Origin of the sequence: Methylococcus geothermalis, assembly GCF_012769535.1 — a bacterium.
In the GTDB taxonomy this organism is placed as follows: domain Bacteria; phylum Pseudomonadota; class Gammaproteobacteria; order Methylococcales; family Methylococcaceae; genus Methylococcus; species Methylococcus geothermalis.
Map to the genome: position 1 here is coordinate 1,400,618 of NZ_CP046565.1, position 25,266 is coordinate 1,425,883.

Below are 25,266 nucleotides of genomic sequence, written 5' to 3' on the forward strand. Positions count from 1 at the left end.
CCGAATGCTGAGCGAATTGGTGGAATTCGCCGAGAACGCTACGCTGATCATGCGCAGCGGGGTCCAGTTCATGGATTTCGGGCTGACGCTGGACCTGCGCCGGGAGCCGCCCGGCGAGTTCGCCCCGCAGAGCGGCCAGCGCTCGCTGGCGCGGCTGGAATGGGACGAGCGGCGCGAACGCCACGTGCATCCGGCCGATCCGCTGCGGGTGGTCAAACCCCAGTTCAGTGTCGGCGTGGAGGAGTCCATCAAGCTGCTGGACGGCTGCTGGCTGCCGTTGCCCATGCTGCGCGCCGGGCCGCAGCGCCGCTTCGACCAGGGACCCACCACCTGGGCCCGCGGCCGCATCGTCAAGCTCGGCGAAGGCGAGGACCTGCGCGGCCACACCCACCGCCTGACGCTGGCCTTCGACACCCAGGTGCTGGAGGCGCGCGAGGCTACGGCCTATCTGGCGCCGACCCGCGCCGACGTGCAGACCGGCGCCAGCTTCCAGCTCGCCCACCGGGCGCACGAAATGGGCTGGTATCCGGAGCTGCCATGGGTCGACGAATGGCTGGCGGAAGTGTTCCGCGACGAGGCGGAGGAGCGGCTGCGGCTGCCGGCGGAAGACATCGACAGCGAGATCGAACAGCTCGGCCATCACGCCCATTACCTCAATTTCCTGCACCTGATCGGCACACGGGCCGGCATTCCGGAAGTCCGGCTGCGCAGCAACGCGCCGGACGACATCTATGCGCCGATCCCGGTCGATCTGGTGCTGGACGTCGGCAACTCCCGCACCTGCGGCATCCTGGTCGAGGAGCATCCGCAGCAGCACGACGGCCTGAAGAACCGCTACGAACTCACCATCCGCGACCTGTCCGAGCCGCACAAGGTCTACCACGAACCCTTCGAGAGCCGGGTGGAATTCGCTCAGGCCCTGCTGGGCAAGGAGCACCTGGCCTGCAAGAGCGGGCGCAACGACGCCTTCGTCTGGCCGACCATCGCCCGGGTCGGACGCGAGGCGGCGCGGCTGGCCAACCATCGCCGCGGCACCGAAGGCTCGACCGGGCTGTCCAGCCCCAAGCGCTACCTCTGGGATGAAGACCGCTACGAGCCCGGCTGGCGCTTCAACGTCGCCTCCAGCCGCGAGGAAATCGAGCCCCATGCCACCGGCGCGCCATTCAGCAACCTCATCAACGAGCGCGGCGAAGCCCTGCACGAACTGCCGGAGGCCGAGCGCATGCCGGTGTTCGTGCCCAAGTATTCGCGCAGCGCCTTGATGTGCTTCTTCCTGGCCGAAATCCTCGTCCATGCGCTCGGCCAGATCAACAGCCCGGCCCAGCGGATCAAGCAGGGCGATCCGGAGAAGCCCCGGCATCTGCGTTCCATCATCATCACCGTGCCGCCCTCCATGCCCAAGCCGGAGCGGCAGATTTTCGCGGCGCGGCTGCGCCAGGCCATGGCTTTGGTATGGAAGGCGCTCGGTTGGCACCCGGAAGACGACGCCGTCGACGCGGTGGATTCGGCGGGCAACCCGACCGCCTGGCCGCGCTTTCCGGCGATCCATACCGAATGGGACGAGGCGACCTCCGCCCAGGCGGTGTACCTGTTCAGCGAAATCCATGAGCATTTCGGCGGGCGGCCGGAGGAGTTTTTCCGCATCCTGCGCCGCAGCGGTTCGGACCGGGCAGGCCAGGCGATCACGGTGGCCTCGATCGACATCGGCGGCGGCACCAGCGACCTGGTGGTGGCCGATTACCGGCTGGATCATGGCCAGGGCGCCAATGTCTACATCCTGCCGGAGCAGCGCTTCCGCGACGGCTTCAAGGTGGCAGGCGACGATCTGCTGCTGGAGACGGTGCAGAAGATGATCGTGCCGGCGATCGAAGCGGCGCTGCTCGAATACGGTGTGGCCGATCCCGCGCCGCTGCTGTCGCAGCTCATCGGCGCCGAGACCTTGTCGGTGCAGGACCGCACCTCGCGCCAGCGGCTGGCCCTGGAGGTGTTCTATCCGCTGGGGCTGAAGCTGTTGCATGCCTACGAGGGCTTCGATCCGACCTTGCCGTCCGAATCGCGCTCGCTGAAGATCGGCGAGTTGCTGGCGGGGGAGGACCGCCCCTCCGATCATGTGGTGCGGCATTTCGCGCTGGGGGTCAAACGGGCGACCGGAGCGGGGAGCCAGGACTTCGACCTGCTCGAAGTGGCGATTCCCTTCGATCTGCACCGCCTGCACCGGCTGTTCCTGGAAGACCAGTTCGAAATCTGCAAGACCATCCGGGCGCTGTGCGAGATCGTCCATCTGTACCACTGCGACGTGCTGCTGCTGAGCGGGCGGCCCTCCTGCATGCCGGGTATCCTGGCCCTGTTCCGGCGGCTGTTGCCCTTGCCGCCGGACCGGATCGTGCCGCTGGCGGGATTCCGCGCCGGGGTCTGGTATCCCTTCCACCGCGACGGACGGATCGGCGATCCCAAGACCACGGCGGTGGTCGGCGCGATGATCTGCAAGGTCGGCGGTGCCCGCCGCCTCCCCAACTTCAACTTTCTGGCCCATGCCTACAAGGTGTACTCCACCGTCCGCCACCTGGGGCTGATCGACCAGAACCTCGTGCTGCGCGACGCCGACGTGTACTACCGGGACATCAACCTGGATGACGAAAACTACGAGCTGCCGGAGCAGCCGTTCGAGATGCGCGCCCGGATGATCCTGGGGTTCAGGCAACTCGCGTCCGAGCGCTGGCCGGCGACGCCGCTGTACGTGCTGGACCTGAGCGAACGCGCCAAGCAGCTCCTCGCCGGCGCCGACCGCACCGCGCCCGCCGTGATCCAGGTCGCCCTCAAGCTGGACCGCAAGAAAGGCGCAGGGCCCGAGCGCTTCAGCGTGGCCTCCGCCGTCACCAGCCAGGGCACCGCCCTCAACCCGGCGCGCGACATCGTGCTCAAGCTCAATACCCTGACCACGGTCGGCATCGGCGAAAGCAGCTACTGGCTGGATACGGGCAGCATCATCCGTTAAGGGCATTCACATGACGAACTGGGACGACAAGTCACTGAGCGAGCGTTGCGATGCGATCTTCCGGGGTGCGGGAGAGGCGCTGGATTGGGTGGCGGAGGTGCGCACCAACGCCCAGCGGCTGGACCGGGAAGGCGACGGGTTGATCGAGAAGCTGCGGCGTTCGCGCAATCTGTGCCGGCGTCTGGGCGCGGCGGCCAAGCGGCCGTTTTCCGCCGGAGTGTTCGGCATGTCGCAGGCCGGCAAGTCGTATCTGATTTCCACGCTGGCGCGCTCCGCCGAGGGCGGTCTGCAAACGCTGCTGGACGGCAAGCGCGTCGATTTCATCGGTCACCTGAATCCGCCCGGCGGCGGCAAGGAGGCGACGGGGCTGGTGACGCGCTTCACCCGCAAGCCGGGCGCAGCCCCGCAAGGCTTCCCGGTCGAGCTGACCCTGTTTTCGGAAGGCGACATCGCCAAGATCCTGGGCAACAGCTTCTTCAACGATTTCGACCGCGAAAGGGTCGGCTTCGATACCGATCCGGACAAGCTCCGCGCCCTGCTGGGGCGGCTGGAACCCTTGCGCCAGCCCGAGCCGACCGGGGGCCTGAGCAGCGACGAGGTCGTCGATCTCGTCGACTATTTCGAGCGCCGCTTCGAGAAGTCCTTCGCGCCCTTGCGCGCCGACTACTGGCCCAAGGTGATCGAGCTTGCGCCGCGGCTCAAGACCGAGCACCGCGCCGCATTGCTTGCGGTGCTGTGGGGCGAAATTCCCGACCTGACCCGAACCTACCGCCTGCTGGCGGAGGCGCTGGCGCACATGTCGCACGCCGGCACCGTGTTCGTGCCGCTGTCCGCGCTGGTGTCCGAGACCGGCTGCGAGCTGGCCTGGCGGGCGGACAGCATCCTCAACGTGGACGTGCTGGACACGCTGGGCAAGGACGGCGGGGAAAGCTTGGCGGTCTTGCCGCAGCGCGAGGGTCAGATTCTGGCCGAGGCGACGGTGCCCCGGCCGGTGCTGGCGGCGCTGACGGCGGAACTGCGCTTCGTGCTGGCCGACGCCCCGGCGATCGGCCTGCTGGAGGAGGTCGATTTGCTGGATTTCCCCGGCTACCGCGGCCGCCTGGACATCGCCGACCTGGACGAGGTGCGCAAGCAGCTCAGGCGCGAGGACGCCGACCCGGTGGCGCAGCTCATGCTGCGGGCCAAGGTCGCCTATCTGTTCGAGCGCTACACCGAGGATCAGGAGATGAACGTGCTCCTGATGTGCACCCGCTGCGACAGCCAGATCGAAGTCACTTCGCTGGCGCCGGCCCTGTCGGCCTGGGTCCACGGCACCCAAGGCGAGACGCCGGCCGACCGCGGCGCGCGTCCGCCGGGCCTGGTCTGGGTCGTCACCCAGCTCGACCGCCGGCTGGAGGCCAAGCCGGGCCAGACCGCCGTGCAGCAGCAGCAGGAATGGGCCAACATGATCCATATCACTCTGTTGGAGCGTTTCGCCCAGTGCGACTGGTTGAACGACTGGACCGGGGGCAAGCCGTTCGACAACGTCTTCCTGGTGCGCAAGCCCGGTATGCTGCGCAGCGCTTTCAAGGTCGACGCGGATGGGGTGGAAACCGATTTTCTGTCGGAGGAGGAACGGCAGCGGCTGGCGGGACAGCGCGAGTTTTTCCTGAACAACGAAGCGGTGCAGCGCCATGTCCGCGATGCGGGCGCGGCCTGGGACGCGGTGCTGAGCGTCAACGATGGGGGCATGACCCGGCTGGCCGAGTACCTGCGCACCGTCTGCCTGCTCGGGGCGAAGTGGAACCGGATCGGCGAGCAGGTCGTGAAGATCCAGCAGGAAATCGGCGAACACCGGTTGCTGCCGTATTTCCAGGCCGAGGGTGCCGGCGAGGTCGAAAAGAAGAAGCGCTGCGCCGAGCAGCTCTATCAGGCGGTGGTCGAGGCCCCGGACGGCTTCGGTGAGCTGCTCTACCGATTGCATCCTGCCGCGGAGCAGTTGCGGCGGCTGTATCTGACCGCGGACGACATCGGCGAAGCAGGCGAAGCCGATGCCGCCAAGCCGGCGCCGGCGCGCCGCGGCCTCATCCACCTGCCGGTGGCGAAAGCCGCCGAATCGTCGCCGGCCCAGGAACGCCGCGGGCGCGCCGAGAATTTCGCCAAGGCCGCGGTCTCGGCCTGGATCCGCCAGCTCCGGGCCTTGCCGGACAATGCCGATGCGCTGCGCTATCTGGCCTTCGGCGTGGAAACCACCCGCATCCTGAGCGATGAGATCGTCACCGGGATCGACCGCCACAAGCTGGAGAGGAAGCTGGTGGAGGCCTTGCGTCCGCTGGAAGAGATGCGCGGCACCACCCGCATCGGCATCGTCGACCAGCAGGTGATGGCGGTGCGGCGGATCATCGGCGAATTCGTCGACCTGCTGGGACTGGGCGAGACGCCGGTCGCATCCCGGCCGGAATCTCCGCTGGGCGGGCGCAAGCTGTTCGAGCCGCCGGCGGCGATCGCCGCTTCTGCCTTGCCGCAGCTCGGCGCGGAAGAGCTCAACTACCCCGCAGCCTTCATCGTCGACTGGCTGGAAGCCTTCCGCAAACTCGCCATAGACAACGCTGGGCACAGCGCCGGCCGCGAGATCACGCCGGAGCAGAATCTGCGGCTGGGCGAAATCCTGGCGACCTTGGGCGCCGTGCCCGGCCATTGAGGGAGGCGGCGATGGCGATCAAGTGCGAACTGGTCAACGATCCGGGGATCGGCCCCGGCTACGGGCTGATCCGCATCGGCGGGCTGGAGCAAACGGCCGGCAGGCTCGAATTCTGTCTGGAGCGTAATCAGGGCTCGGCGCCTTTCTTGGGACCGGGCGGGACTTGGCAGGCGCAGGAATTCTGGCATGGGGTGGACGCCCGTCCGGCGGATGCGATGGCGGGGAGCGGCGAAGCGGCGGACATCGAAACCGCGCCCGGCCAAGCCCCCGCAATTCCCCATGACATCCCGGTCGGCCCCGAAATCGTCGACCCCATCGTCAGTCAGGCCCACAGCGTGGTGTTCCGCCTGACCCTAACGGTGGACGGCGCCCGCTATCCCTGCGTCCTGCGGATCCAACGCCCTTTGCTCGGTTCCGGCGCTTATTTCGAGGCCAAGCCGGCTCCCGCGCCCCGACTGGAGCCCGAGCCGGTCCCCGAGCCCGCCCCCATTCCTGCGCCGGAGCCGCCGCCCGAACCGGTTCCGGCGCCTGTTCCCCGTTCGTCGCGCCGTCTCTGGCTCGGATTCGCCCTGCTGCCGGTGCTGGCCGGCGCGGGCGCTTGGGCCTGGTGGGACTGCCGCATCCCGGCGCTGGCGGGCCCGCGGTGCCAAGCCGCCGAGCCAAGGACACAGCAGAACGTCGAGGTGCAGCCGATTTCGCCGCCCCAGCATTGCACCGGCCTCAGCGCCGGGGATTGCCTGGCGGCGGCGGAAAAGAGCTTGGCCGCCCGCCAGCCGGATGCCGCCCGCCAGCTGTTCCAGGAAGCCGCGGCGCTGGGCGCGCCCAAGGCTTATATCCAGCTCGGCCGGATGTACGATCCGGACACCTGGTCCGCCGAAACCAGCCCTGCGGCGAACGCCGACTGGGAGACCGCGGCCTACTGGTACGACGAGGCGGCCCGCGCCGGAGACAAGGACGGCAGGCTCGGGGCGGGGCGGCTGTACTGCCGCAATACCCAGGACCCGGCCTTCCTGTCCCATGCCCTGGAACTGTTGCGCAAATCCGTCGCGGAAGCGCCGGGCGATGCGGCTGCCGAGGCTCTGTTGAAGGAATGCGAGGAAAAGGCGAAATGAAAGCTAGCTTGCGACTGTTCGGCTTCGCCGCCGTTCTGTTCATGGCGCCGGCCTTTGCCGCCGAGCCCCTGCTGATGCCCGGCAAGAAAACCCTCTACCAGCGCGTTCTGACCCGCCCCGGAGCCCGCATCGTGTCCCATCCCGGAAAAACCGACGGCAAGCCTGCGGCGGCGCTGTCGCGCTACTACGTGTACGAGCGCGAGACGGTGGACGGCAAGGAGTGGCTGCAGATCGGCGGCGATGCCCGCGGCGAGATCGACGGCTGGTTGGATGCGGCCCAGAGCGTCCCGTGGAACCAGCAGCTGACGCTGGCGTTCACGAATCCAGCGAACCGCTCCCGGGCGCTATTGTTCGAGAAGAAGGAGGGCGTGTTGGACATCCTCAAGGCCGCCGATCCCGGCGGCGCTGCCTCGGCGATCCTGAAAACGGTGGAAGCCGGCAAGCCCGATCCTCGGCTGATTTCGGTGGAGCCCCAGGAATACGTCGATCCGGCCAAGAAATTCTACCTGTTGCCCATCCTGCAGGCGGAGGAGCTGACCTCGCCGCGCAACGTGCGGGTACTGGAGGTCGCCTCGGTCACCGCCAAGGCCGGCGAATCCTCGCCCGCGGAAGCCCGGCGCAAGGCCCAGGACGTGCCTTCGGTGCTGCGAAGTTTCAGCGCCGCGGTGGTGTTCGTGATCGATTCGACCATCTCCATGGGGCCGTACATCGACCGCACCCGAGACGCCGTGCGCCGGGTCTACGCCAGGATCGAGAAAGCCGGACTGGCGGACCAGGTCCGCTTCGGGCTGGTCGCCTTCCGTTCCAGCACCCAGGCGGTGCCTGGGCTGGAATACGTCTCCAAGGTGTTCGCCGACCCCAGCGAAGTGAAGACCGGCAAGGACTTTCTCGCAAAGGTCGCGAGCCTCAGCCCGGCCAAGGTGTCGAGCTCGGCCTTCGACGAGGACAGTTACGCCGGCGTGATGACGGCGCTGCAAAAGATCAAATGGAGCGAATTCGGCGGCCGCTACGTGGTCCTCATCACCGATGCCGGCGCCATCGACGGCAACGATCCCTTGTCTCAGACCAAGCTGGGCGCGGAGCAGGTCCGCATCGAGGCCGAACAGCTCGGCGTGGCCCTGTTCGGACTGCACCTGAAGACGCCCGCCGGCAAGGCCGATCATGCCAAGGCCGCCGGCCAGTACCAGGCGCTGACCCAGAACCCGGTCGCCGGCCGGCCGCTGTATTACGACGTCGAATCCGGCGACCTGGGCAAGTTCGGGAAGATCGTCGATTCGCTGGCCTACACCCTGGTCAAGCTGGTGGAAGGGGCCTCTCAGGGCCAGATGGTGGCCGGCAGCGCCCGCACCGCGACGAGCGCCAAACCGAAGGACGAGAGCGAACGGATCACCAGCGATGCCCTGCTGCTGGGGCATGCGATGCAGCTCGCCTATCTCGGCCGGGAGAAGGGTACCCAAGCGCCCGATCTGTTCCGGGCCTGGCTGTGCGACCGCGACTACGCCCATCCCGAGTTGGCCGCCACCGAAGTGCGGGTGCTGCTGACCAGGAACGAACTGAGCAATCTCAGCCAGACCATCAAGCTCATCCTCGACCAGGGCGAGAAGTCGCAGGAGACCACCGGCACTGCCGCCTTCTTCGACCTGCTGCGGTCCTCGGCCGCGCATCTGGTGCGCGATCCCGCCAAGCTGGCCGACCCCAAGGCCCGCAAGCTGGCTGAACTCGGCCTGCTCGGCGAATACCTGGAAGGCTTGCCCTACAAGAGCGCGGTGATGAACCTGACTTCCGACCAATGGGAGCAGTGGAGCCAGCGCCAGCAGGAGGACTTCCTCGACGGGCTGCGCCGCAAGCTGCGGCATTACCAGATATATCACGACGACGCCGATCGCTGGGTGATGCTGGACGGTTCGAACGACCCCAGCGAGGCGGTTTATCCGGTCCCGATCGGCGCCCTGCCGTGAGGCCAATGCTGGAGCTTTCCGGCGTCGAACGGCGCCGGGGCGAAGGCGAGAGGGCTTTCACGCTGGCGGTCGAGGGTTTGTCCCTCCGCAAAGGGGAATGCCTGGCCGTCACCGGCCCCAGCGGCTCCGGCAAAAGCACCCTGCTCGACCTGCTCGGGCTGGTGCTGCGCCCGGATCGGGCGGATGCGTTCCGGTTTCTCGATCAAGACGTGGCCGCGCTATGGCGGTCCGGCGGAGACGGCGGGCTCGCCGCCCTGCGCTCCAGGCACCTGGGCTATGTCCTGCAGACCGGCGGCCTGCTGCCTTTCCTTAACTTGCGGGAAAACGTCGAGCTTTCGCGCCGCCTGCTGGGGCTGGGGCCGGATGCGCTGACCGGCGAATTACTGGCGCGCCTGGGACTGACTCATCTCAAAGCCGAGAAACCCCGAGCCCTTTCGGTCGGCGAACGCCAGCGGGCCGCCATTGCCCGCGCCTTCGCCCACCGGCCCGCCCTGGTGCTGGCAGACGAACCCACCGCCGCGCTCGATCCGCCCCAGGCGCTGGAAGTCTGCCGGCTGATGCTGGAACTGGCCGCCGAGTTCGGCATCGCCCTCGTCGTCGTTTCCCACGATTGGGAGCTGGTGCGCAAGCTGGCATTGCCCCAAGCCCGGGTCGTACCGGATGCCGGGTCCGGGGCTTGCCGCAGCCGCCTGGAGTGGCCAGCCGATGCGTGAGACGTTGCGCCAACTGCGTTTAGTCGGCGGGCTCGCCGGGCGAGACCTGTTCCACGAATGGCGGGTGTCGCTCTGCCTGGCGCTGGCGATTGCCGCCGTGCTGGCGCCTTTGCTGGTGCTGTTTGGGCTGAAATCCGGGATTGTCGACACGCTCACGGCGCGGCTGAAATCCGATCCGCGGAACCTCGAGATCGTCTGGCGGCTGAACGCCTCCTTGGAGCCGGGTTGGCTGGAGCGGCTCCGAGCCAATCCCCAAGTCGGCTTCGCTGTGCCCAGTACCCGTACCCTCGCCGCCACCCTGGACCTTGCCGCAGCCGATGGAAAAGGCCTGCAGGATGTCGACCTGATTCCCACGGATAAGGGTGACCCGTTGTTCGGCGCGGACGCCCGGATTCCGGAAGGCTTGGGCGAACTGGCACTGAGTTTTGAGGCCGCCGGCAAGCTTGGTGTTTCGGCCGGGATGAGTGTGGAAGGCATCGTCTACCGCAATCTCCATCAGCAGCGGCAGGTGCTGAGGCTGCCGCTGCGCGTGAGCGCCGTGCTGGCCGAATCCCGTTATTCCGGTTGGGGCGCGTTGGTGGCGCTCCCCCTGTTGGAAGCCCTGGAACGTTACCGCGATGGTTATGCCGTGCCCGAGCTGGGCGTTGCCGACGGCACGTCTCACACGTCCGGCTCGCCCCGCTACGCCCGGCTCCGGCTCTATGCGCGTAGCCTGGAAGCCGTGCCGGGGTTGGCCGAATCGCTGCGCGGGCAAGGCTATGACGTCTCCATCCGCGGCAAGGACATCGCACTGGTCCGGAACATCGACCATGCCCTGAGCTTCCTGTTCCGCCTGATCGCCGGGGTCGGCATCGCCGGCTGCGTGCTGTCGCTGGGCGCCAGCCTCTGGGCCAATGTCGAGCGCAAGCGGCGCGAGCTGGCCTTGCTGCGCCTGGTCGGCATCCGCAACCGGCTGCTCGCCGGCTTCCCCGCCGTCCAGGCCGCAGGCGTGGCCGCGGCCGGGGTCGCACTGTCGTTTGCCGCTTATTTCGCCGCGGCAGAGGCGATCGACCGGATCTTCCGTGCGGACCTGGGCCGGGACGAATTCGTGTGCCGCCTGTTGCTGCGCGACGGGGTGACGGCGTCGCTGCTGACCGAAACCCTCGCCGTTCTGGCTGCGCTGATCGCCATGGCGGCCGTGTTACGGATCGAACCGGGGGAGAGCCTGCGGGAGGTCTAACGGTCTGGAAAGTACGGCGGTGTTACGTCCCGCGTGATCATCTTCCTCGAAGGAGTTAGGCGCTATTCGAAGCCTGGAGCCTGCTCCGGGAAGTGTTTGGTCCGTCCTCGAAGAAGGGAGCGTCCCGATGATGATTCGTTTGCATCCCCGTGCCCGTACGACGCCCGCGGTGCGGCGGGAACTCCAGGAGTCCACCCAGGGTTCGCGGGCCTTGGCCCGGCAGTAGGGCCTCGCCCGTGCCACCGTGCAGAAGTGGCGCCGGCGGACGTCGGTCGAAGACGCCTCCCACCGGCCGCCTACGCTGCATACCACGTTGACCCCGGCGCAGGAGGCCATCGTCGTCTACCTGCGGCAACACCTGCTGTTGCCATTGGATGACCTGCTGGCGGTCACGCGGGAATGCCTCAATCCCGGCGTCTCGCGGTCTGGGCTGGATTGCTGCCTGCGGCGGCATGGCGTCGCTCATCTCAAGGCCTTGCAACCGATACCCGCCGCCACACCCCACAAATCCTTCAAGGCTTATGAGCCGGGCTTCCTCCACGTCGACGTGAAGTACCTCCCCGCCATCCAGGGCGAAGCCCGCCAGTTCCTGTTTGTCGCCATCGATCGCGCCACGTGAAACCCAACCGCACCGCGCGTTCCGCCAAGGCATTCTTGAAGGCCGTGATCGAGGCGGCACCGTTCCGCATCCCGACATGCCTGACCGATCACGTCTCGGCATTCACCGACCGCTTCCTGGTCAAGGCCAAGCAACCGACGGGCACCCACCTCTTCGATCAAGCCTGCGCCGAGCACACTATCGAACACCGCTTGATTCCACCCTGAAAGCCACCAACCAACGGCATGGTCGAACGGTTCAATGGCCGCATTGCCGAGGTGCTGCAAACCCATCGCTTCGACTCGACCCAAGGCCTGGCGACCACCTTGCTGCGTTATGCCAACCTCTACAATCACCACATGCCACAGCGAGCCCTCAACCATCAAACGCCGGTCCAGGCCCTGAAACAATGGCAAGCATCACACCCTGATCTGTTTCACAAAAAGGTTTATCACATCACGGGACTTGACATCTATATTCATCGGCGTATTTATAATCGTCCTGGACTTGACAGAATTCTTTGCTATATGATTGTTTTGTATCCTAATCCGTGAAAATTTGCACGAATTCAGGTAAAAGAAAACGCGCTTAACAATCTTTATGGTATGGCCGAATGACATATAATCGCACAGGCATTTTACTCCTGGGGATCACCTTGTTTTCACAGCTTGCCTCAGGATCCACATGTCAACCCCTTCCTGCAAGCGTTACTCCACCGGCTTCATTGATAGTAACGTCCTGCTATCAAAGCCTTCCAGGCGAAACTTATACATATGAAAACGTTAACATACTAAGTGGCGGCCAAATCATCTTCGTCGATGGGCCTGGCGATACATATTTTAAGGCCAAATCAATCCTAATTGAGCAGGGAGGAGCGATGTTGGCTGGAAGCTATAGTACCCCTTTTGGTAGTAAAGGCGGTCACCTCCATATCCAGTTATATGGTAACCCACTCGATTTACCGATTGCATGCAAAAGTTCAGGCGGATGCTATCCGGCCGAGGCTGTGGGAAAGGGCTGTCTTCATCGAAAGGGATTTGTCAAAACAGACCCGTGCCAGGCAACTATCACACCAAAACAATATAACAGTTATTTTGAAGGCTATGAGGATTTATACTCATACGGCGGCTACTTCGGTCGCAAAGTGCTCGCGGTGAGTTATGGTGGGAGCCTTAAATTATTCGGCGCTAAGGGCGTGGAGAAGAACAAGCGAGTAGATAATGACCCATCGCCAAAGAAAGTTCGAAGCTGTAATATTCCTCGCCCCGCCGATCAAAGCAATATTGACAAATGGGCCGCTGAAACCGGAATAAGTTGGGTAAGGCTTAACGCCGATGTCCAAGAAGGAAGAACGGAACTCGTACTCGACCGCGATGTCAACTGGTCACCTAATGACCTGATTGTCATTGGAACCACGGATTGGCATGTCGGTCATTCAGAATTGTCAACTATCCGTTCAGTTAATGCAAACCAAATCAGTCTTTCCACCCCCCTGAAATACAACCACAACGGAAAACCGTATACTGTACCGCCAAGCTCTAAATTAACTTCACCCAACAATAATGCGCAGCTCGAAGTCGAAATGAGAGCCGCGGTAGGGCTGCTATCTCGAAGCATTACCATCGAGTCGCTAGGGAGCACCTCAACGGACGCATTCCCAGCAGCCAACGAATGCGGCCTTCCCCAGCAGATTTTGACACCAAATCCATCCTGTTATTTTGGCGCCCACTTAATAGTAAGGCAGGGTTTTGCGGATTTTCAAATACAAGGAGTTGAATTTCTACACATGGGGCAGGGTGGTGCAATCGGCACCTACCCGGTTCACTTTCACCTCGTCAAAGACGCCTCATATACAAATACCTTCGTACGCGACAGCTCGATCTGGGATTCGAATACGCGATTTATTACCATTCACGGTTCGCATGGAATTGAGCTGTCACGTAACGTTGGCTATCTCTCCATGGGCCATGCTTATTATTTGGAGGACGGCTCCGAAATTAACAACGTTCTATGCCAGAATCTTGGAATTACCGCTCGTGCTGCCTTCATGGATTATTTTAATGGGACCGCATCGGATAGTCCGGAGCATCGCTATATTCCGCCCATACTCAACGCCATGAATGATGGGTCGGTGCAAGGCAGCGATGCTGCCTACCCAACCATGTTTTGGATGATGAATACATACAACGAATTTGTTGGCAACCAAGCAGTCGGGGTGCAAGGCTTCGGCGTTTGCTATTGGCCCCTTAGTTCAAGTGTCAGCGGGCCGAGTATGCGGCTTCACTGGGCATCAGGCTCCAATAGCGACGCCGACTATGCGAACTACAATGTGCAAGGCGCAAGACAAGCGCCACTCAAGCGGTTTCGTGGCAATGGTTGTACTACAGCACCGTATGCCTTTATGTCCGAACGTCAAAGTCTCACACCCAATACGACGTTAATAAGCAAACCACTGTCTGATGCCAGTGCAAACCTAGGACAGCCTTTAGTCGTTCTTCAAAACACCGATGAAGCGACTCAACAGGCCTCCAAGCCTCAGGTCGCTAGCAATTTTTATCCAACCTTTCACCCGACTAAAGGGAACCCTAACCCTAACTGCAGTTCCCAGCCTACCGGTACGAATGTTAATAACGCTTCCTGTGCTGCCTCGATAATTGACCGCCTCACGACATCGTTCAATTGGGCTCAGACAAATTTTGGCTCGATTTGGTTACGGCCTTGGAGTTGGGTGGTAATTAATAGCGCTATAACCGACCAGCTATTCGGTGGCTTAGGGTTCGTTAGCGGGGGCAGCTGGAATCAAACCCTGCCACAACAACTTGCGATAGTAAAAAACTCAATTTTCGTTGGAAGCGTAAATCCTTCGGATCAGAATTCTGGACAACATGGCCCAACCATTCTCGCATCATCTCCTCCCAGCTCTAATCCCTTTATGAATTCGGAATGCACCAGCTCGGGCGGATATTGCTTTTTGCCGTCGGACGGTACGGGAGTTTATATGGGGGGAATTAATCCGAAGCGGATGATTACCATATATGATGGCCCTTTCTTTTCGGATACAAATGTCTTCACGCGTATTCAAGACGAAACGATCGATATCCCTTCAGAATACATCTACGACTCAACGAATCAAATTGCTTCGTCAGAAAATGGAAGCAATGTGTTAAGTTACACAGTGGCCAACGCAGCTATCGGATGGAAACAAACAAATGGTTTTTATTATCCACCTGTCTTTGCCTTTAAAAATACGTCTTTCGATATGGACAGCATTCGACACAATGTTCTTGATGAGAATATATTATATTCGTCAGGAACAGCAGCTCCAGGTCAATCGGTAACATACACCGTCACAGATATGGGCGCTACTTCTATTGACGCCACCACGATCTTGAATGATCTTGATGGTAGCCTCAACGGCTTGATTCCATCATTCAACTCGCCATTCCCGAAGAAAAGCGCAAATAAAACCTCTGGGTTGAGCAACAACCCGTTCTACGATGTTCCAATCTCGGTTGGGCAATGTAATTCCATAGGAACGCAGACCGTCCCTCATGAATTCGTGTCGACAATCATTTCCAGATTAAGCCAGATAAACTCCTCTTCGTGGGAAACAGATGGAAACTGGGGTGCCGGGGAGCCTGCGGTTGCGGTGTACCGTCAGCTTATTACAAATAGCACGGGCGACTTTTGCTGGTCAAAGCAGAAGGTTTGCCTACCCGGAGAAACGGATTGCTGTCGAAGGGGAACATTTTTCGTTGGCACTCAGACAGGTTCTGCTCCAGGCCTCACGATGAATAACGGCACCTACTATATTGATACCGTTCTTCCTTCCTCCTATCAGACACAACCTAACATTGGGCAACTCGTCAACTTTGCTGCGGACAATACCTATGCGGTGTTTAACCTGTATGGAAATACTCGCACTACAGTGACTTACCAGATTTATGTTGGAACGGATTTCAGTATCGCGGACAACTTTAGGTGGGTCCTGGCGAACCCGCACGTCAACGAAGGTGGGAATGGAATACAGATTAACGACTTGAATGGAACGCCAACGGCTAGCAGTGCGGTTGGACTTGATGAAAACGGCATTCTTACCGTTGTATTATCACACGAAGGGTATAGGAATTACGCAAAAATCAACTCTTCTGAACCGTGTTATCCCGCTAACTTGTGTTCGGCAAAAGAAAATAACACGATGGGCTCACAAAAAACCTCGTGTGTTGTTAGTAAAAAGTTTAAGGAGGTTGGGCTTCAAGACGATATAAATTCCATCTGCAATTATTGGGTGACGCGAACCTCTCGGGAAGGGGCTGATGGCGTTTTTTTGAGCGATTGCCCTCAAGGGGGATGCTTGGGCTTTCGCTTTACATTGCCTTCAGACTTTGAACCACCCTCTACGCCAGATGGTATCTTGAATTTCGTACTACCTGGAAAATATGCTAGCTGTTACAAGAGAGAGAAGCCCTGGACTATTGGACTTTTGCAAGTCCCATCAAGTAATGCGACGTGCCCTGTTCCAACGAGCGAGAACTTCTGTGGGGAGTAGTTTGGGAAATTCGTGGCTGTATTTGCATTAAGCGTGGAAATGGAATTGCCAGCACCGCGAGTGTCACCATTTTTCGCGAAACCCGACAGGACGTCCGAGTCATCCTGGGAGGGCGTTGGTGCATAAATCCGCAGACGGAGCCATTCTATGCGGCCCATGCAGACTGACGCGCGTCCAGAGAGTGTCTAAACACGGGTTACCGGAAAGCCAAGCGGCCAAAGCCAAAGCTAAATGCCGGGTGACGAACTGGCCGGACGACGACCGGGCACGGGTGCGGCGCGGTGATGTGATGGTTTGGTTCGAGGAAGACTTCTTGCGTCATCACTGGCACGGGAAAGCCACCGGCCACCGGGGGAAGCCGTTGAAATATTCGGATATAGCGATTCAAACCTTGCTGATGCTCAAGGCGGTGTTTGGATTGCCTTACCACTCGGTGGAAGGTCTGGCGGGTTCGCTGATGCGCCTGATGGGCGTGGCTTTGCCGGTCCCGGATCCTACCCAAATGTCGCGGCGCGCGAAGCGCCTTGCGGTCATTCCGCGCAGGGAACGGCCGGGGCCGGTGTACTGGGTGGTGGACTCCACGGGATTGAAAATCCACGGCGAAGGCGAGTGGAAAGTCCGTCAGCAGGGGGCAGGCAAGCGCCGGACCTGGCGCAAGGTGCATTTGGCGGTGGATGGCCACGCCAAGGACGTGATCGGCATGGAGGTCACCGCGGTCGAGTGGGCGGATGGCGAGGTGTTCGAAGGCTTGGTGGAGCAAGTCGAAGGCCCGATTGAACAGATCGCCGGCGATGGCGCTTATGACACCCGCCGTGCCTATGAGGTCGCCGTTTCGCGGGAGGCACGGTTGGTGGTACCGCCACGCGACAATGCCGTTCCATGGGAAGACGGTCATCCACGGAACGACGCGCTGCGGCAGATCGCTGAGCAAGGAATGGCGGCTTGGAAGAAAACCACGGGTTATCACTGCCGCAGCCTCGCGGAAAACGCCATGTACCGCCTCAAGCAACTGTTCGATGGCAGCCTGGCCTCCCGCCTGTTCGAAACCCAAGTGACCGACGTTCATGTGCGGATTGCCGCGATGAATCTCATGACCTACCTTGGCATGCCGATTTCGGTTCGGGTAGGGGGCACTTCATCCTGAAGTCTGCACGGTCAAGGGGGGAATGTAGCCATGAGTCTATTTATCCACCAACGCCTCGTCACGGCGAAACTGATGGATTTGCCTTGGCTCAGCAAGGACGAAATTGTGCGGGCGTTCCATGCCAAGGCAATTTGGTAGAGCTAGCAGCATGCCTTTACACATATCTCTGCCAGACAACGGAAAATCAATGGTATGCGGCAAGCGTAGGCAACGCGGCTATGTGTGGCCTACAACGCCAGATGCCAGGAATGCCGATGATTTCAAGCATTCGGGCGGTTGGTGCAAAAAAGATGTGTGTAATGGTATAAGCTAGCAGGTATTGACCGGGGCGCGCCAGGATTAAACTGGTGCCGCAGGTTTTGTCTGACTACATGTTTAACAACCCCAGCGAAGGAAAGACTCCAGATGACTAGAACCCCGAAAGCATTCGCGTTGTTCGCCGTTTTCGTTCTCTTCTTGTTCGGCTGCGCGTCGCAGCCGCTGACTCGCTCTGAAAAAGAAGCCCAGCGGGCGGAAATCCGCTCGATGGCGAGCCAGACCATGGCGCAGCTTTATCAGAATTATCCCGAGGCCAAGGCTCGCGTCCGCAAGTCGGCCGGTTATGCGGTGTTCAGCGACTTCGGCTTGAAGATCATCTTCGGCGGTGGCTCGCACGGCGAAGGTGTCGCCATCAACAATGCCACCCAGAAGGCGACCTTCATGAAGATGTTCGAGCTTTCGCCGGGGCTGGGCTTCGGGGCCCAGAAGTTCCGCGTCGTATTTCTGTTCGATACGCAGGAAGCCTTCGACAAGTTCGTGAATTCGGGCTGGGAGTTCGGCGGGAATACCGAGGCCGCTCTGCAGACAACCACCCAGGGTGCGGGTGGTCGTCTCGGGGTCACCGTGTCGCCGGGCGTGACCATGTATCAGATCAGCGAAGCCGGCGCCATCGTCGGCATCAGCATCGCCGGTGCCAAGTACTACAAGAACGACGATCTGAACTAGCCCCGACCGGGCGGGAATCGGCGCGGAGTCTCACTTCAGCGCCTTTTCCCACCGGCTCACCACCGCCGCGGCCACGCCGTTGCCGAACACGTTGGTCGCGCTGCGTCCCATGTCCAGCACCTGGTCGATCCCCAGCAACAGCAGCAAGCCCTCCGCCGGCAGGTCGAACATGTCCAGGGTGGCGGCGATGACGAGGAGGGACGCCCTCGGCACCCCGGCGATGCCCTTGCTGGTAAACAGCAGCATCAGCAGCATGAGAAGCTGGTCCGCCGGTGCCACCGCGATGCCGTAGGCCTGAGCGATGAACAGCACGGCGAACGTCATGTACATCATGCTGCCGTCCAGGTTGAAGGAATAGCCCAGCGGCAGCACGAAGCCGCAGATGCGCTCGGGGCAGCCGAAGCGTTCCAGTTGTTGCAGCAGCTTGGGATAGGCCGCTTCGCTGGTGGCCGTGGCGAATGCGATCAGTGCCGGTTCGCGGACATGCCGTAGCAGGCTGGTGATCCGCCGGCCCAGCAGCAGGAAGCCGACGCCGCCGAGCAGCGTCCACAGCACGGCCAGGCCGAGGTAAAACTCGCCGATGAAGATGCCGTAGGAGCCCAGCACACGGAAGCCATTCTTGGCGACCATCGAGGCCATCGCCGCGAACACCGCGACCGGCGCGAACTGCATCACATAGCCGGTGACCTTCAGCATCACATGGCCCAGGGAGTCCAGCAGCCGCACCGTGGGTTGGGCCAGTTCGCCGAGCTGGGCGCAGGCGATGCCGAAGAAAATCGAGAACACCACAATCTGCAGAATCTCGTTCTGCGCCATGGCCTCGAAGAGGCTCCTGGGGACCACGTGCGCGACGAACGAGGCCAGCGTGGGGTCATGCTTCTGCAAGCCCGTGTCGGCGCCCGCCGCCGGCAGCTCCAGATGCAGTGCCTCGCCCGGCGCGAGCAGATTCACCAGGGCCATGCCGATCATGAGGCTTACCAGCGAGGCCGAGAAGAACCACAGGATGGCCTTGCCGCCCACCCGCCCGACGGTACGCGCATCCCCCATCTTCGCCATACCCACGACCAGGGTCGCGAATACCAAAGGCGCAATGATCATCTTGATCAGCCGCATGAAAACGTCCGTCAATGCGCCGAACACATTCATGATGCCGGTCAGCGCCTCGCCTTTGCCGAGGGCGAGATTCAGGGCCTCCCCGGCGATCACGCCGAGAAGGATCGCGGCCAGTACGTAGAGCGTCTGATGGTTTGCACGCGAAGCGCGAATCGGAGGATTTGAACCTGAGGTCTTCATGTTTGCGTTTCGGGTTCCTGGTGGGCGTTGGTGCATGAATTGGCCGAACGCGGCATTCTATGCGGCCCATCCAGCCTGAAGCGCGTCCAGCGCGTGTCGAAGCCAGGGGTGCCGGAGGGCCAAGCGGCCAAAGCCGAAGACAAAAACCGGATGACGACCGTGCGCTGGTGCGGCGCGGTGATGTGACGGTTTGGTTCGAGGAAGAGTTCTTGCATCATCACTGGCACAGGAAAGCCTCCGGCCCCGGGGGAAGCCTTCCTGAGGAAAATGGGGGGAGAAGGGAAATGTTGCCATTGGTTGATTTATGCACCAACGCCTGACGGTTATGCAAGTCGAACTGGCCGGCCGGTAGTCGCAGCCGATTTATAATCGGCTTCAACTCATTGTTTTAGAAACATTTTGATGCTGAGTCTTTGACTTCGCGTTTGACCGTGGTGTAAATTCCGCGCACTTTTCTTGTAGCCTGACCCCCAAAGGTATTTCATGAGCAATCTCCCTCGGTGCCCACAATGCGATTCTGAATTCACCTACGAAGACGGTGACATATACATTTGTCCGGAATGCGGGCATGAATGGCCAAAAATTGCGACTTCCGAGAGTGCCGATACCGGTAGGGTAGTGAAAGACGCTTATGGCAACGTCTTACAAGACGGGGACAGCGTGACGATAATCAAGGATCTTAAAATCAAAGGTTCGTCGTCGGTGATTAAGGTCGGCACCAAAGTCAAGAACATTCGTCTGGTCGACGGCGACCACGACATCGATTGCAGGATCGAAGGCATCGGCGCGATGGGTTTGAAATCGGAGTTCGTTAAGAAAGCCTAAATCAACTTGACCTGGCGGGAGGAGAGGCGAATTTATTCGCTTCTGCAAGCAACGCCCCATACTTAAGCTGTTGCGACTTGATCAACGAAAAATAATCCAATCCATTGCTGGATGTTCGAGCAGCCTGGAATCGAGCCCTCGCCGATTATCCTGGCTCACGCAGCCTGGCTTTGTTTTTTGCTAACAACCTGCTTACTCAGTGGTTTCACAGCGCCAAAAAATGATGGAGCGCTGGATCGATCGTCGGTGGCGGCGAGGAGCTCGCCGGGTTGGATTTCGTTGAGGTGATGCACGCGCGCGGGGATGTGACGTTGGTGCCGACAGACGAAGTTCAAGGTGAAGGCAGCCGAGGGAGCTTCGGTCTGCAAAGCGATTCCAGAAGGGGTGATGATTTCGTTGGAAGCGCGGGTGCGGCCCATAAAAAGCTGGCGACCAGCCTAAGAGGGGGACTAGCACTGGTCGCCGGCGAATGGGAGATGATGAACCGTGAATAGTCGCCAGCGCCAAAGAGACGGCGGCTGATTCACGGTGCATAGTTCATCATGTCTGTGTGTCCTGAATGTGTTCGGAATGTCAGCGTTCCGTAAACGCCGTTTCCCCAACTCAAGGCAGTGAACGGCTGCACGACGACGCTCCTCGATGTCCTCGCAGTGTTCACGACAATGCCGGGTCATCCGGCGTACTTGTTCACCATCAAAGCCTTTGCTGGCGATGGAGGCAAGGGCCGAGGTCCAAGATTTTCGTGACTACTGAGTCATCTGCGATACCCGGCTTCGGAACGCCTGGGCTTTCCGTATTGAAAGTTGTTGCTTACTCGGAACGCGGTGACGCATCATGAGCCAACCCGGTTCGATTCTTCCACCAAACCCATAGGTGCTGATATGCGCGAGAGTGATATACGCGATTCATCGGTTGTGCCCAGCCGCCGCAGCTTTCTGATGGCATCCGCGGGAACGGTTGCATGGCTTGCGACTGGCGGACTTCCCAGGGCTGCGAAGGCCGCGTCTCCCTGTGTCCTGCCACCTTTGCCTTATGCCGAGAGCGCCTTGGAGCCGGCGATTTCTGCAAAGACGATCGGGTTTCACTATGGGAAGCATCACAGGGGTTATGTGGACAACCTGAACAAGCTCGTCACCGGAACGGGATACGCCGATATGTCTTTGGAAAAGATTATTGCCGGTACGGCAGGACGGCCGGACAAGGCAGCTATTTTCAATAATGCGGCTCAGGTCTGGAATCACACTTTTTATTGGAAGAGCTTAAGGCCCAGGGGCGGCGGAGAACCGCCGGCTGCGCTGAAGCAAAAAATCGAGGACTCTTTTGGAAGCGTCGACGCTTGCAAGAAGGAATTCGCGAACGTGGCCGTGTCCCAGTTCGGGAGTGGCTGGGCGTGGCTCGTCCTCGATGGCGGTAAGCTGAAGATCATTAAAACGGCAAATGCCGATGTTCCGTTGACCTCTGGCATGAAGCCTCTGCTTGCGATCGACGTTTGGGAGCATGCCTATTATCTGGACTATCAGAACCGCCGTGCCGATTATCTGAATGCCATTCTGGACAAACTGATCAACTGGGAGTTCGCTCTCCAAAACGCGGGTTAAGAAGCGGGCTCATTGGCACCGCTCGTGGCAGTAGGGGCTTTGCCTGACGATGTGGGATAAAGAGGGCGACCAGCCGGGTCCGTGAGGGAGGGGCAACCCCGGCCAGCCGCCGAGAACAGACACGATAAACCACGAGAACTACACGCAAGTGGATCGGAGGATGCTCCCAACCACGGTGCGTAGTTCAACATGCGGTTGTATCGGAAGTATTTCCGGAATATCCAGGAATTGTCGAAATTTTGTAGATTTTGGGGACGAAGCGGCCGCTCTCGCATGGGGAGTAGGGTGTCTAGCCGTATTCAAGCAACGGAAATGACGGATGCGGACCTCCGCCCGCTGCGCTCGGAAGTGCGCCATGCTCTGGCGCATCCGGCTGAAGGGAATTGTATCGGGAATGTGTCGGGGCCTGAGCTTTTCATGCATTCGTCAGTTGGATGGCGAACCGGAAAGGGGGCGGCCAGAGCCGTCGCATTCGAGGGGGCGGAGCGGTCGTGCTTGATGCAGGGAGCGGCCAGCTTAGGGCAACTGGCCGCCAGGTCACCGGGTCCATGGTCAACTGTCGACGTGGGTAAGGGAATGTTCCTCGGTCCACGACGTGAAGTAAATCATGCAGTTGTATCCGGAGTATTTCCCAAGTGTTGCGGGGCGGACAGGGTTGCATTGCGGTGGTCCGGTCGCGGTGGGGTTCCGCTCGCTTCCGCTGATGAAGGGGGCATTCGCAATCGGACTCCCGCGGAATGTTTCCCCACGCATCTTCCCGGTCTTTGATACAGGGGGTGGCTGGTAGGCGCCACGGGCGCATTTATGGCATCATGCAGGGTTTATTATCTCTAAGCTTCGGAGTCGTTCATGCGCATCATGCTGCTGGGAAGCCCTGGATCCGGTAAGGGTACGCAAGCCAAATACATCACGGAACGTTTCGGCATCCCCCAGATTTCCACCGGCGACATGCTGCGTGCCGCGGTGCGCGAAGGCACGCCGCTCGGGGTGGAGGCGAAGAAGATCATGGATGCCGGGCAGCTGGTGTCGGATTCGATCATTCTTGGCTTGATCAAGGAACGCATCGCTGCGCCGGATTGCGCGAACGGCTTCCTGCTGGACGGCTTCCCGCGCACGATCGCCCAGGCCGATGGGCTTGCCGAGATGGGCGTGACGCTCGATCATGTGGTCGAGATCGCCGTGGACGACGAGGAAATCGTCAAGCGGATGAGCGGCCGGCGGGTGCATCCGGCCTCGGGCCGTACCTATCATGTGGTGTTCAATCCGCCGAGAGTCGAAGGCAAGGACGACGAGACCGGCGAGCCGCTGATTCAACGCGAGGACGATAAGGAGGAGACCGTCCGCAAGCGACTGGCGGTCTACCATGCCCAGACCGAGCCGCTGATAGCCTACTATCGGGATAAGGCGGGCGAGGGCGGGGCGAAATTCCATACCGTGCCGGGCGTAGGCAGCGTCGAGGCCATTCGGGACGCGATCCTGGCGGTGTTGGCGTGACGGGCCGCCGGTTCGATCTTTCCATCTTGAAGCCATGAGCGGAAAAACACTCTACGACAAGCTGTGGGACGACCATGTCGTGCATGCCGATGCCGATGGATCGTGCCTGATCTATATCGATCGTCATCTGATCCACGAGGTGACGTCACCCCAGGCATTCGAAGGATTGCGCCTGGCGGGCCGCAAACCCTGGCGGGTCGATGCCAACCTTGCGGTGGCCGATCACAACGTACCGACCGCCCACCGGGACCAAGGCATCGCCGATCCGGTGTCGCGCCTGCAGGTGGAAACCTTGGACAGGAACTGCGCCGATTTCGGCATCACCGAATTCGCGATGGACGACGTGCGCCAGGGCATCGTGCACGTGATCGGTCCCGAGCAGGGCGCGACCCTGCCGGGCATGACCATCGTCTGCGGCGATTCGCACACGTCGACCCACGGTGCGTTCGGGGCGCTCGCCTTCGGGATCGGCACTTCCGAGGTCGAGCACGTGCTGGCCACGCAATGCCTGGTGCAGCGCAAGGCGAAGAACATGCGGGTGCTCGTCGACGGCAAGCCGGCGCCGGGCGTTACCGCCAAGGATATCGTGCTCGCGGTCATCGGACGGATAGGCACCGCCGGGGGCACCGGCTACACCATCGAATTCGCCGGCGAGGCCATCCGCGGGTTGTCGATGGAAGGCCGGATGACGGTCTGCAACATGGCTATCGAGGCGGGCGCGCGCGCCGGCCTGGTGGCGGTGGACGAGGTCACGCTGGAGTATCTGAAAGGCCGCCCCTTTGCGCCGGCGGGCGCGCTGTGGGTACAGGCGGTCGAGGCCTGGAAAGAGCTGCATAGCGATCCGGACGCAGTGTTCGACAAGACCGTCGAGATCGATGCCGCAAGCATCAAGCCCCAGGTGACTTGGGGAACATCGCCGGAGCAGGTCGTGCCGGTGGACGCGACGGTACCCGATCCTGCGGCGGAAGCCGATCCGGTCCGGCGCGAGAGCATGGAGCGGGCGTTGCGGTACATGGATCTCCAGCCGGGCACGCCGATCGAATCGATCCGGGTGGACCGCGTGTTCATCGGTTCCTGCACCAACGCACGGATCGAGGATCTGCGCGCGGCGGCGGCCGTCGCTCGCGGCCGCAAGGTCGCGGCGAGCGTCAAACAGGCGCTCGTGGTGCCCGGCTCCGGCTTGGTCAAGCGCCAGGCTGAACAAGAAGGCCTGGACAGGGTCTTCATCGACGCCGGCTTCGAATGGCGCGATCCCGGCTGTTCCATGTGCCTGGCGATGAACGCCGACCGGCTGGGGCCGGGCGAACGTTGCGCCTCGACCTCCAACCGCAATTTCGAAGGGCGCCAAGGCTACGGCAGCCGCACTCATCTGGTGAGTCCAGCCATGGCGGCGGCGGCTGCGATACATGGTCATTTCGTCGACATTACCGAAGGGGTGGGCGCATGAAGCCTTTCAACAAGGTCACCTCAAAGGTGGTGCCACTGGACCGCGCCAACGTCGATACCGACGCCATCATCCCCAAGCAGTTCCTGAAATCCATCCACCGCAGCGGCTTTGGGCCGTATCTGTTCGACGAATGGCGCTACCTGGACCGCGGCGAGCCCGACATGGATTGCAGCAGCCGTCCGCTGAATCCGGATTTCGTGCTCAATCTGCCGTGCTATGCCGGGGCCAGGATACTGCTGGCCCGCAAGAACTTCGGCTGCGGCTCCTCGCGCGAACATGCGGCCTGGGCCCTGGAGGATTACGGTTTCCGCGTCATCATCGCGCCGAGCTTCGCCGACATCTTCTACAACAACTGTTTCAAGAACGGCATCCTGCCCATCGTGCTCGACGAGGCGAAGGTGGACCGGTTGTTTGCTGAATCCGGGCCGGGATTCGAGTTGACCGTCGACCTCGATGAGCAGACCGTGGCGACGCCGTTCGGCGAGACCTTCCATTTCGAGGTGGACGCCTCCCGCAAGCATCGGTTGCTGAACGGCCTGGACGACATCGCCCTGACCCTGCAGCACGCGGAAGCCATTCGCGCCTATGAAGACGCCCGCCGGAAGTCCGCGCCTTGGCTGTTCGCCGTACCCTGACCCTTGCGTGAATTGAGGAATT

General features: G+C 61.4%; 16 protein-coding genes and 1 pseudogene. 15 read left to right on the top strand and 2 right to left on the bottom strand.

Annotation, left to right across the window (positions count from 1 at the left end; all coding sequences use genetic code 11):
- Positions 1-4: 4 nt before the first annotated feature.
- The 10 genes and pseudogenes from GNH96_RS06775 to GNH96_RS06820 all read left to right on the top strand — a co-directional run bounded on the left by GNH96_RS06775 (position 5) and on the right by GNH96_RS06820 (position 17,952).
- A complete protein-coding gene (locus tag GNH96_RS06775) occupies positions 5-2,995 on the top strand; it encodes a virulence factor SrfB (RefSeq protein ID WP_169602979.1) in 2,991 nt (996 codons plus the stop codon).
- 10 nt (positions 2,996-3,005) lie between these two features.
- Positions 3,006-5,675 carry a putative virulence factor gene (locus GNH96_RS06780; protein WP_228720053.1) on the top strand — a complete coding sequence of 890 codons (2,670 nt, stop codon included), beginning with the start codon at positions 3,006-3,008 and terminating at the stop codon, positions 5,673-5,675.
- An 11-nt stretch (positions 5,676-5,686) separates the two neighbouring features.
- Positions 5,687-6,787 (top strand): sel1 repeat family protein, encoded by a 1,101-nt coding sequence (locus GNH96_RS06785; RefSeq protein WP_169602980.1) that lies wholly within the window; start codon positions 5,687-5,689, stop codon positions 6,785-6,787.
- Complete coding sequence (locus tag GNH96_RS06790; RefSeq protein ID WP_169602981.1) at positions 6,784-8,745, top strand: vWA domain-containing protein; 1,962 nt, start codon at positions 6,784-6,786, stop codon at positions 8,743-8,745. Before GNH96_RS06785 ends, GNH96_RS06790 begins: the two co-directional genes overlap by 4 nt.
- Before the next feature lie 5 nt (positions 8,746-8,750).
- Positions 8,751-9,458, top strand: coding sequence for an ABC transporter ATP-binding protein (locus tag GNH96_RS06795; RefSeq protein ID WP_188114812.1), 708 nt, complete (start codon positions 8,751-8,753; stop codon positions 9,456-9,458).
- The gene (locus GNH96_RS06800; protein WP_169602983.1) at positions 9,451-10,677 is read left to right on the top strand and encodes an FtsX-like permease family protein; all 1,227 of its coding nucleotides are present in this window, start codon (positions 9,451-9,453) and stop codon (positions 10,675-10,677) included. Before GNH96_RS06795 ends, GNH96_RS06800 begins: the two co-directional genes overlap by 8 nt.
- A gap of 127 nt (positions 10,678-10,804) precedes the next feature.
- Positions 10,805-11,745, top strand: a pseudogene (locus GNH96_RS06805) (integrase core domain-containing protein); the annotation flags it as partial.
- A 143-nt stretch (positions 11,746-11,888) separates the two neighbouring features.
- Positions 11,889-15,824, top strand: coding sequence for a hypothetical protein (locus GNH96_RS06810; protein WP_169602984.1), 3,936 nt, complete (start codon positions 11,889-11,891; stop codon positions 15,822-15,824).
- 181 nt (positions 15,825-16,005) lie between these two features.
- Positions 16,006-16,968, top strand: coding sequence for an IS5 family transposase (locus GNH96_RS06815; protein ID WP_169604620.1), 963 nt, complete (start codon positions 16,006-16,008; stop codon positions 16,966-16,968).
- 405 nt (positions 16,969-17,373) lie between these two features.
- Positions 17,374-17,952, top strand: a complete 579-nt coding sequence (locus GNH96_RS06820) for a lipid-binding SYLF domain-containing protein (RefSeq protein WP_169602985.1) — start codon at positions 17,374-17,376, stop codon at positions 17,950-17,952.
- Between the two features lie 30 nt (positions 17,953-17,982).
- On the opposite strand, the gene GNH96_RS06825 is transcribed toward GNH96_RS06820, so the two are convergent.
- On the bottom strand, positions 17,983-19,245 hold the full coding sequence (locus tag GNH96_RS06825; RefSeq protein WP_169602986.1) for a dicarboxylate/amino acid:cation symporter: 1,263 nt from the start codon (positions 19,243-19,245) through the stop codon (positions 17,983-17,985).
- A 483-nt stretch (positions 19,246-19,728) separates the two neighbouring features.
- Here GNH96_RS06825 and GNH96_RS06830 point away from each other — a divergent pair, with 483 nt between their 5' ends.
- Positions 19,729-20,070, top strand: coding sequence for a zinc ribbon domain-containing protein YjdM (locus GNH96_RS06830; protein ID WP_169602987.1), 342 nt, complete (start codon positions 19,729-19,731; stop codon positions 20,068-20,070).
- 155 nt (positions 20,071-20,225) lie between these two features.
- On the opposite strand, the gene GNH96_RS06835 is transcribed toward GNH96_RS06830, so the two are convergent.
- Positions 20,226-20,489, bottom strand: coding sequence for a hypothetical protein (locus GNH96_RS06835; protein ID WP_169602988.1), 264 nt, complete (start codon positions 20,487-20,489; stop codon positions 20,226-20,228).
- A 462-nt stretch (positions 20,490-20,951) separates the two neighbouring features.
- On the opposite strand from GNH96_RS06835, the gene GNH96_RS06840 reads away from it, so the two are divergent.
- The 4 genes from GNH96_RS06840 (at position 20,952) to leuD (ending at position 25,244) form a co-directional block, all read left to right on the top strand.
- Positions 20,952-21,668 carry a superoxide dismutase gene (locus GNH96_RS06840; protein ID WP_228720055.1) on the top strand — a complete coding sequence of 239 codons (717 nt, stop codon included), beginning with the start codon at positions 20,952-20,954 and terminating at the stop codon, positions 21,666-21,668.
- Positions 21,669-22,517: 849 nt separating this feature from the next.
- A complete protein-coding gene (gene adk, locus GNH96_RS06845) occupies positions 22,518-23,162 on the top strand; it encodes an adenylate kinase (RefSeq protein ID WP_169602989.1) in 645 nt (214 codons plus the stop codon).
- Positions 23,163-23,196: 34 nt separating this feature from the next.
- Entirely contained in the window at positions 23,197-24,609 is a 1,413-nt protein-coding gene (leuC, locus tag GNH96_RS06850; RefSeq protein WP_169602990.1) for a 3-isopropylmalate dehydratase large subunit, read from the top strand.
- Positions 24,606-25,244 (top strand): 3-isopropylmalate dehydratase small subunit, encoded by a 639-nt coding sequence (leuD, locus tag GNH96_RS06855; protein ID WP_169602991.1) that lies wholly within the window; start codon positions 24,606-24,608, stop codon positions 25,242-25,244. Before leuC ends, leuD begins: the two co-directional genes overlap by 4 nt.
- Positions 25,245-25,266 lie beyond the last annotated feature (22 nt).

What these genes read in the sequence shown, in the direction of transcription:
- GNH96_RS06775 (WP_169602979.1), top strand. Translation starts at nt 5, where the DNA reads ATGCTGAGCGAATTGGTGGAATTCGCCGAGAACGCTACGCTGATCATG.
- GNH96_RS06780 (WP_228720053.1), top strand. Translation starts at nt 3,006, where the DNA reads ATGACGAACTGGGACGACAAGTCACTGAGCGAGCGTTGCGATGCGATC.
- GNH96_RS06785 (WP_169602980.1), top strand. Translation starts at nt 5,687, where the DNA reads ATGGCGATCAAGTGCGAACTGGTCAACGATCCGGGGATCGGCCCCGGC.
- GNH96_RS06790 (WP_169602981.1), top strand. Translation starts at nt 6,784, where the DNA reads ATGAAAGCTAGCTTGCGACTGTTCGGCTTCGCCGCCGTTCTGTTCATG.
- GNH96_RS06795 (WP_188114812.1), top strand. Translation starts at nt 8,751, where the DNA reads ATGCTGGAGCTTTCCGGCGTCGAACGGCGCCGGGGCGAAGGCGAGAGG.
- GNH96_RS06800 (WP_169602983.1), top strand. Translation starts at nt 9,451, where the DNA reads ATGCGTGAGACGTTGCGCCAACTGCGTTTAGTCGGCGGGCTCGCCGGG.
- GNH96_RS06810 (WP_169602984.1), top strand. Translation starts at nt 11,889, where the DNA reads ATGACATATAATCGCACAGGCATTTTACTCCTGGGGATCACCTTGTTT.
- GNH96_RS06820 (WP_169602985.1), top strand. Translation starts at nt 17,374, where the DNA reads ATGACTAGAACCCCGAAAGCATTCGCGTTGTTCGCCGTTTTCGTTCTC.
- GNH96_RS06825 (WP_169602986.1), bottom strand. Translation starts at nt 19,245, where the DNA reads ATGAAGACCTCAGGTTCAAATCCTCCGATTCGCGCTTCGCGTGCAAAC.
- GNH96_RS06830 (WP_169602987.1), top strand. Translation starts at nt 19,729, where the DNA reads ATGAGCAATCTCCCTCGGTGCCCACAATGCGATTCTGAATTCACCTAC.
- GNH96_RS06835 (WP_169602988.1), bottom strand. Translation starts at nt 20,489, where the DNA reads ATGGGCCGCACCCGCGCTTCCAACGAAATCATCACCCCTTCTGGAATC.
- GNH96_RS06840 (WP_228720055.1), top strand. Translation starts at nt 20,952, where the DNA reads ATGCGCGAGAGTGATATACGCGATTCATCGGTTGTGCCCAGCCGCCGC.
- adk (WP_169602989.1), top strand. Translation starts at nt 22,518, where the DNA reads ATGCGCATCATGCTGCTGGGAAGCCCTGGATCCGGTAAGGGTACGCAA.
- leuC (WP_169602990.1), top strand. Translation starts at nt 23,197, where the DNA reads ATGAGCGGAAAAACACTCTACGACAAGCTGTGGGACGACCATGTCGTG.
- leuD (WP_169602991.1), top strand. Translation starts at nt 24,606, where the DNA reads ATGAAGCCTTTCAACAAGGTCACCTCAAAGGTGGTGCCACTGGACCGC.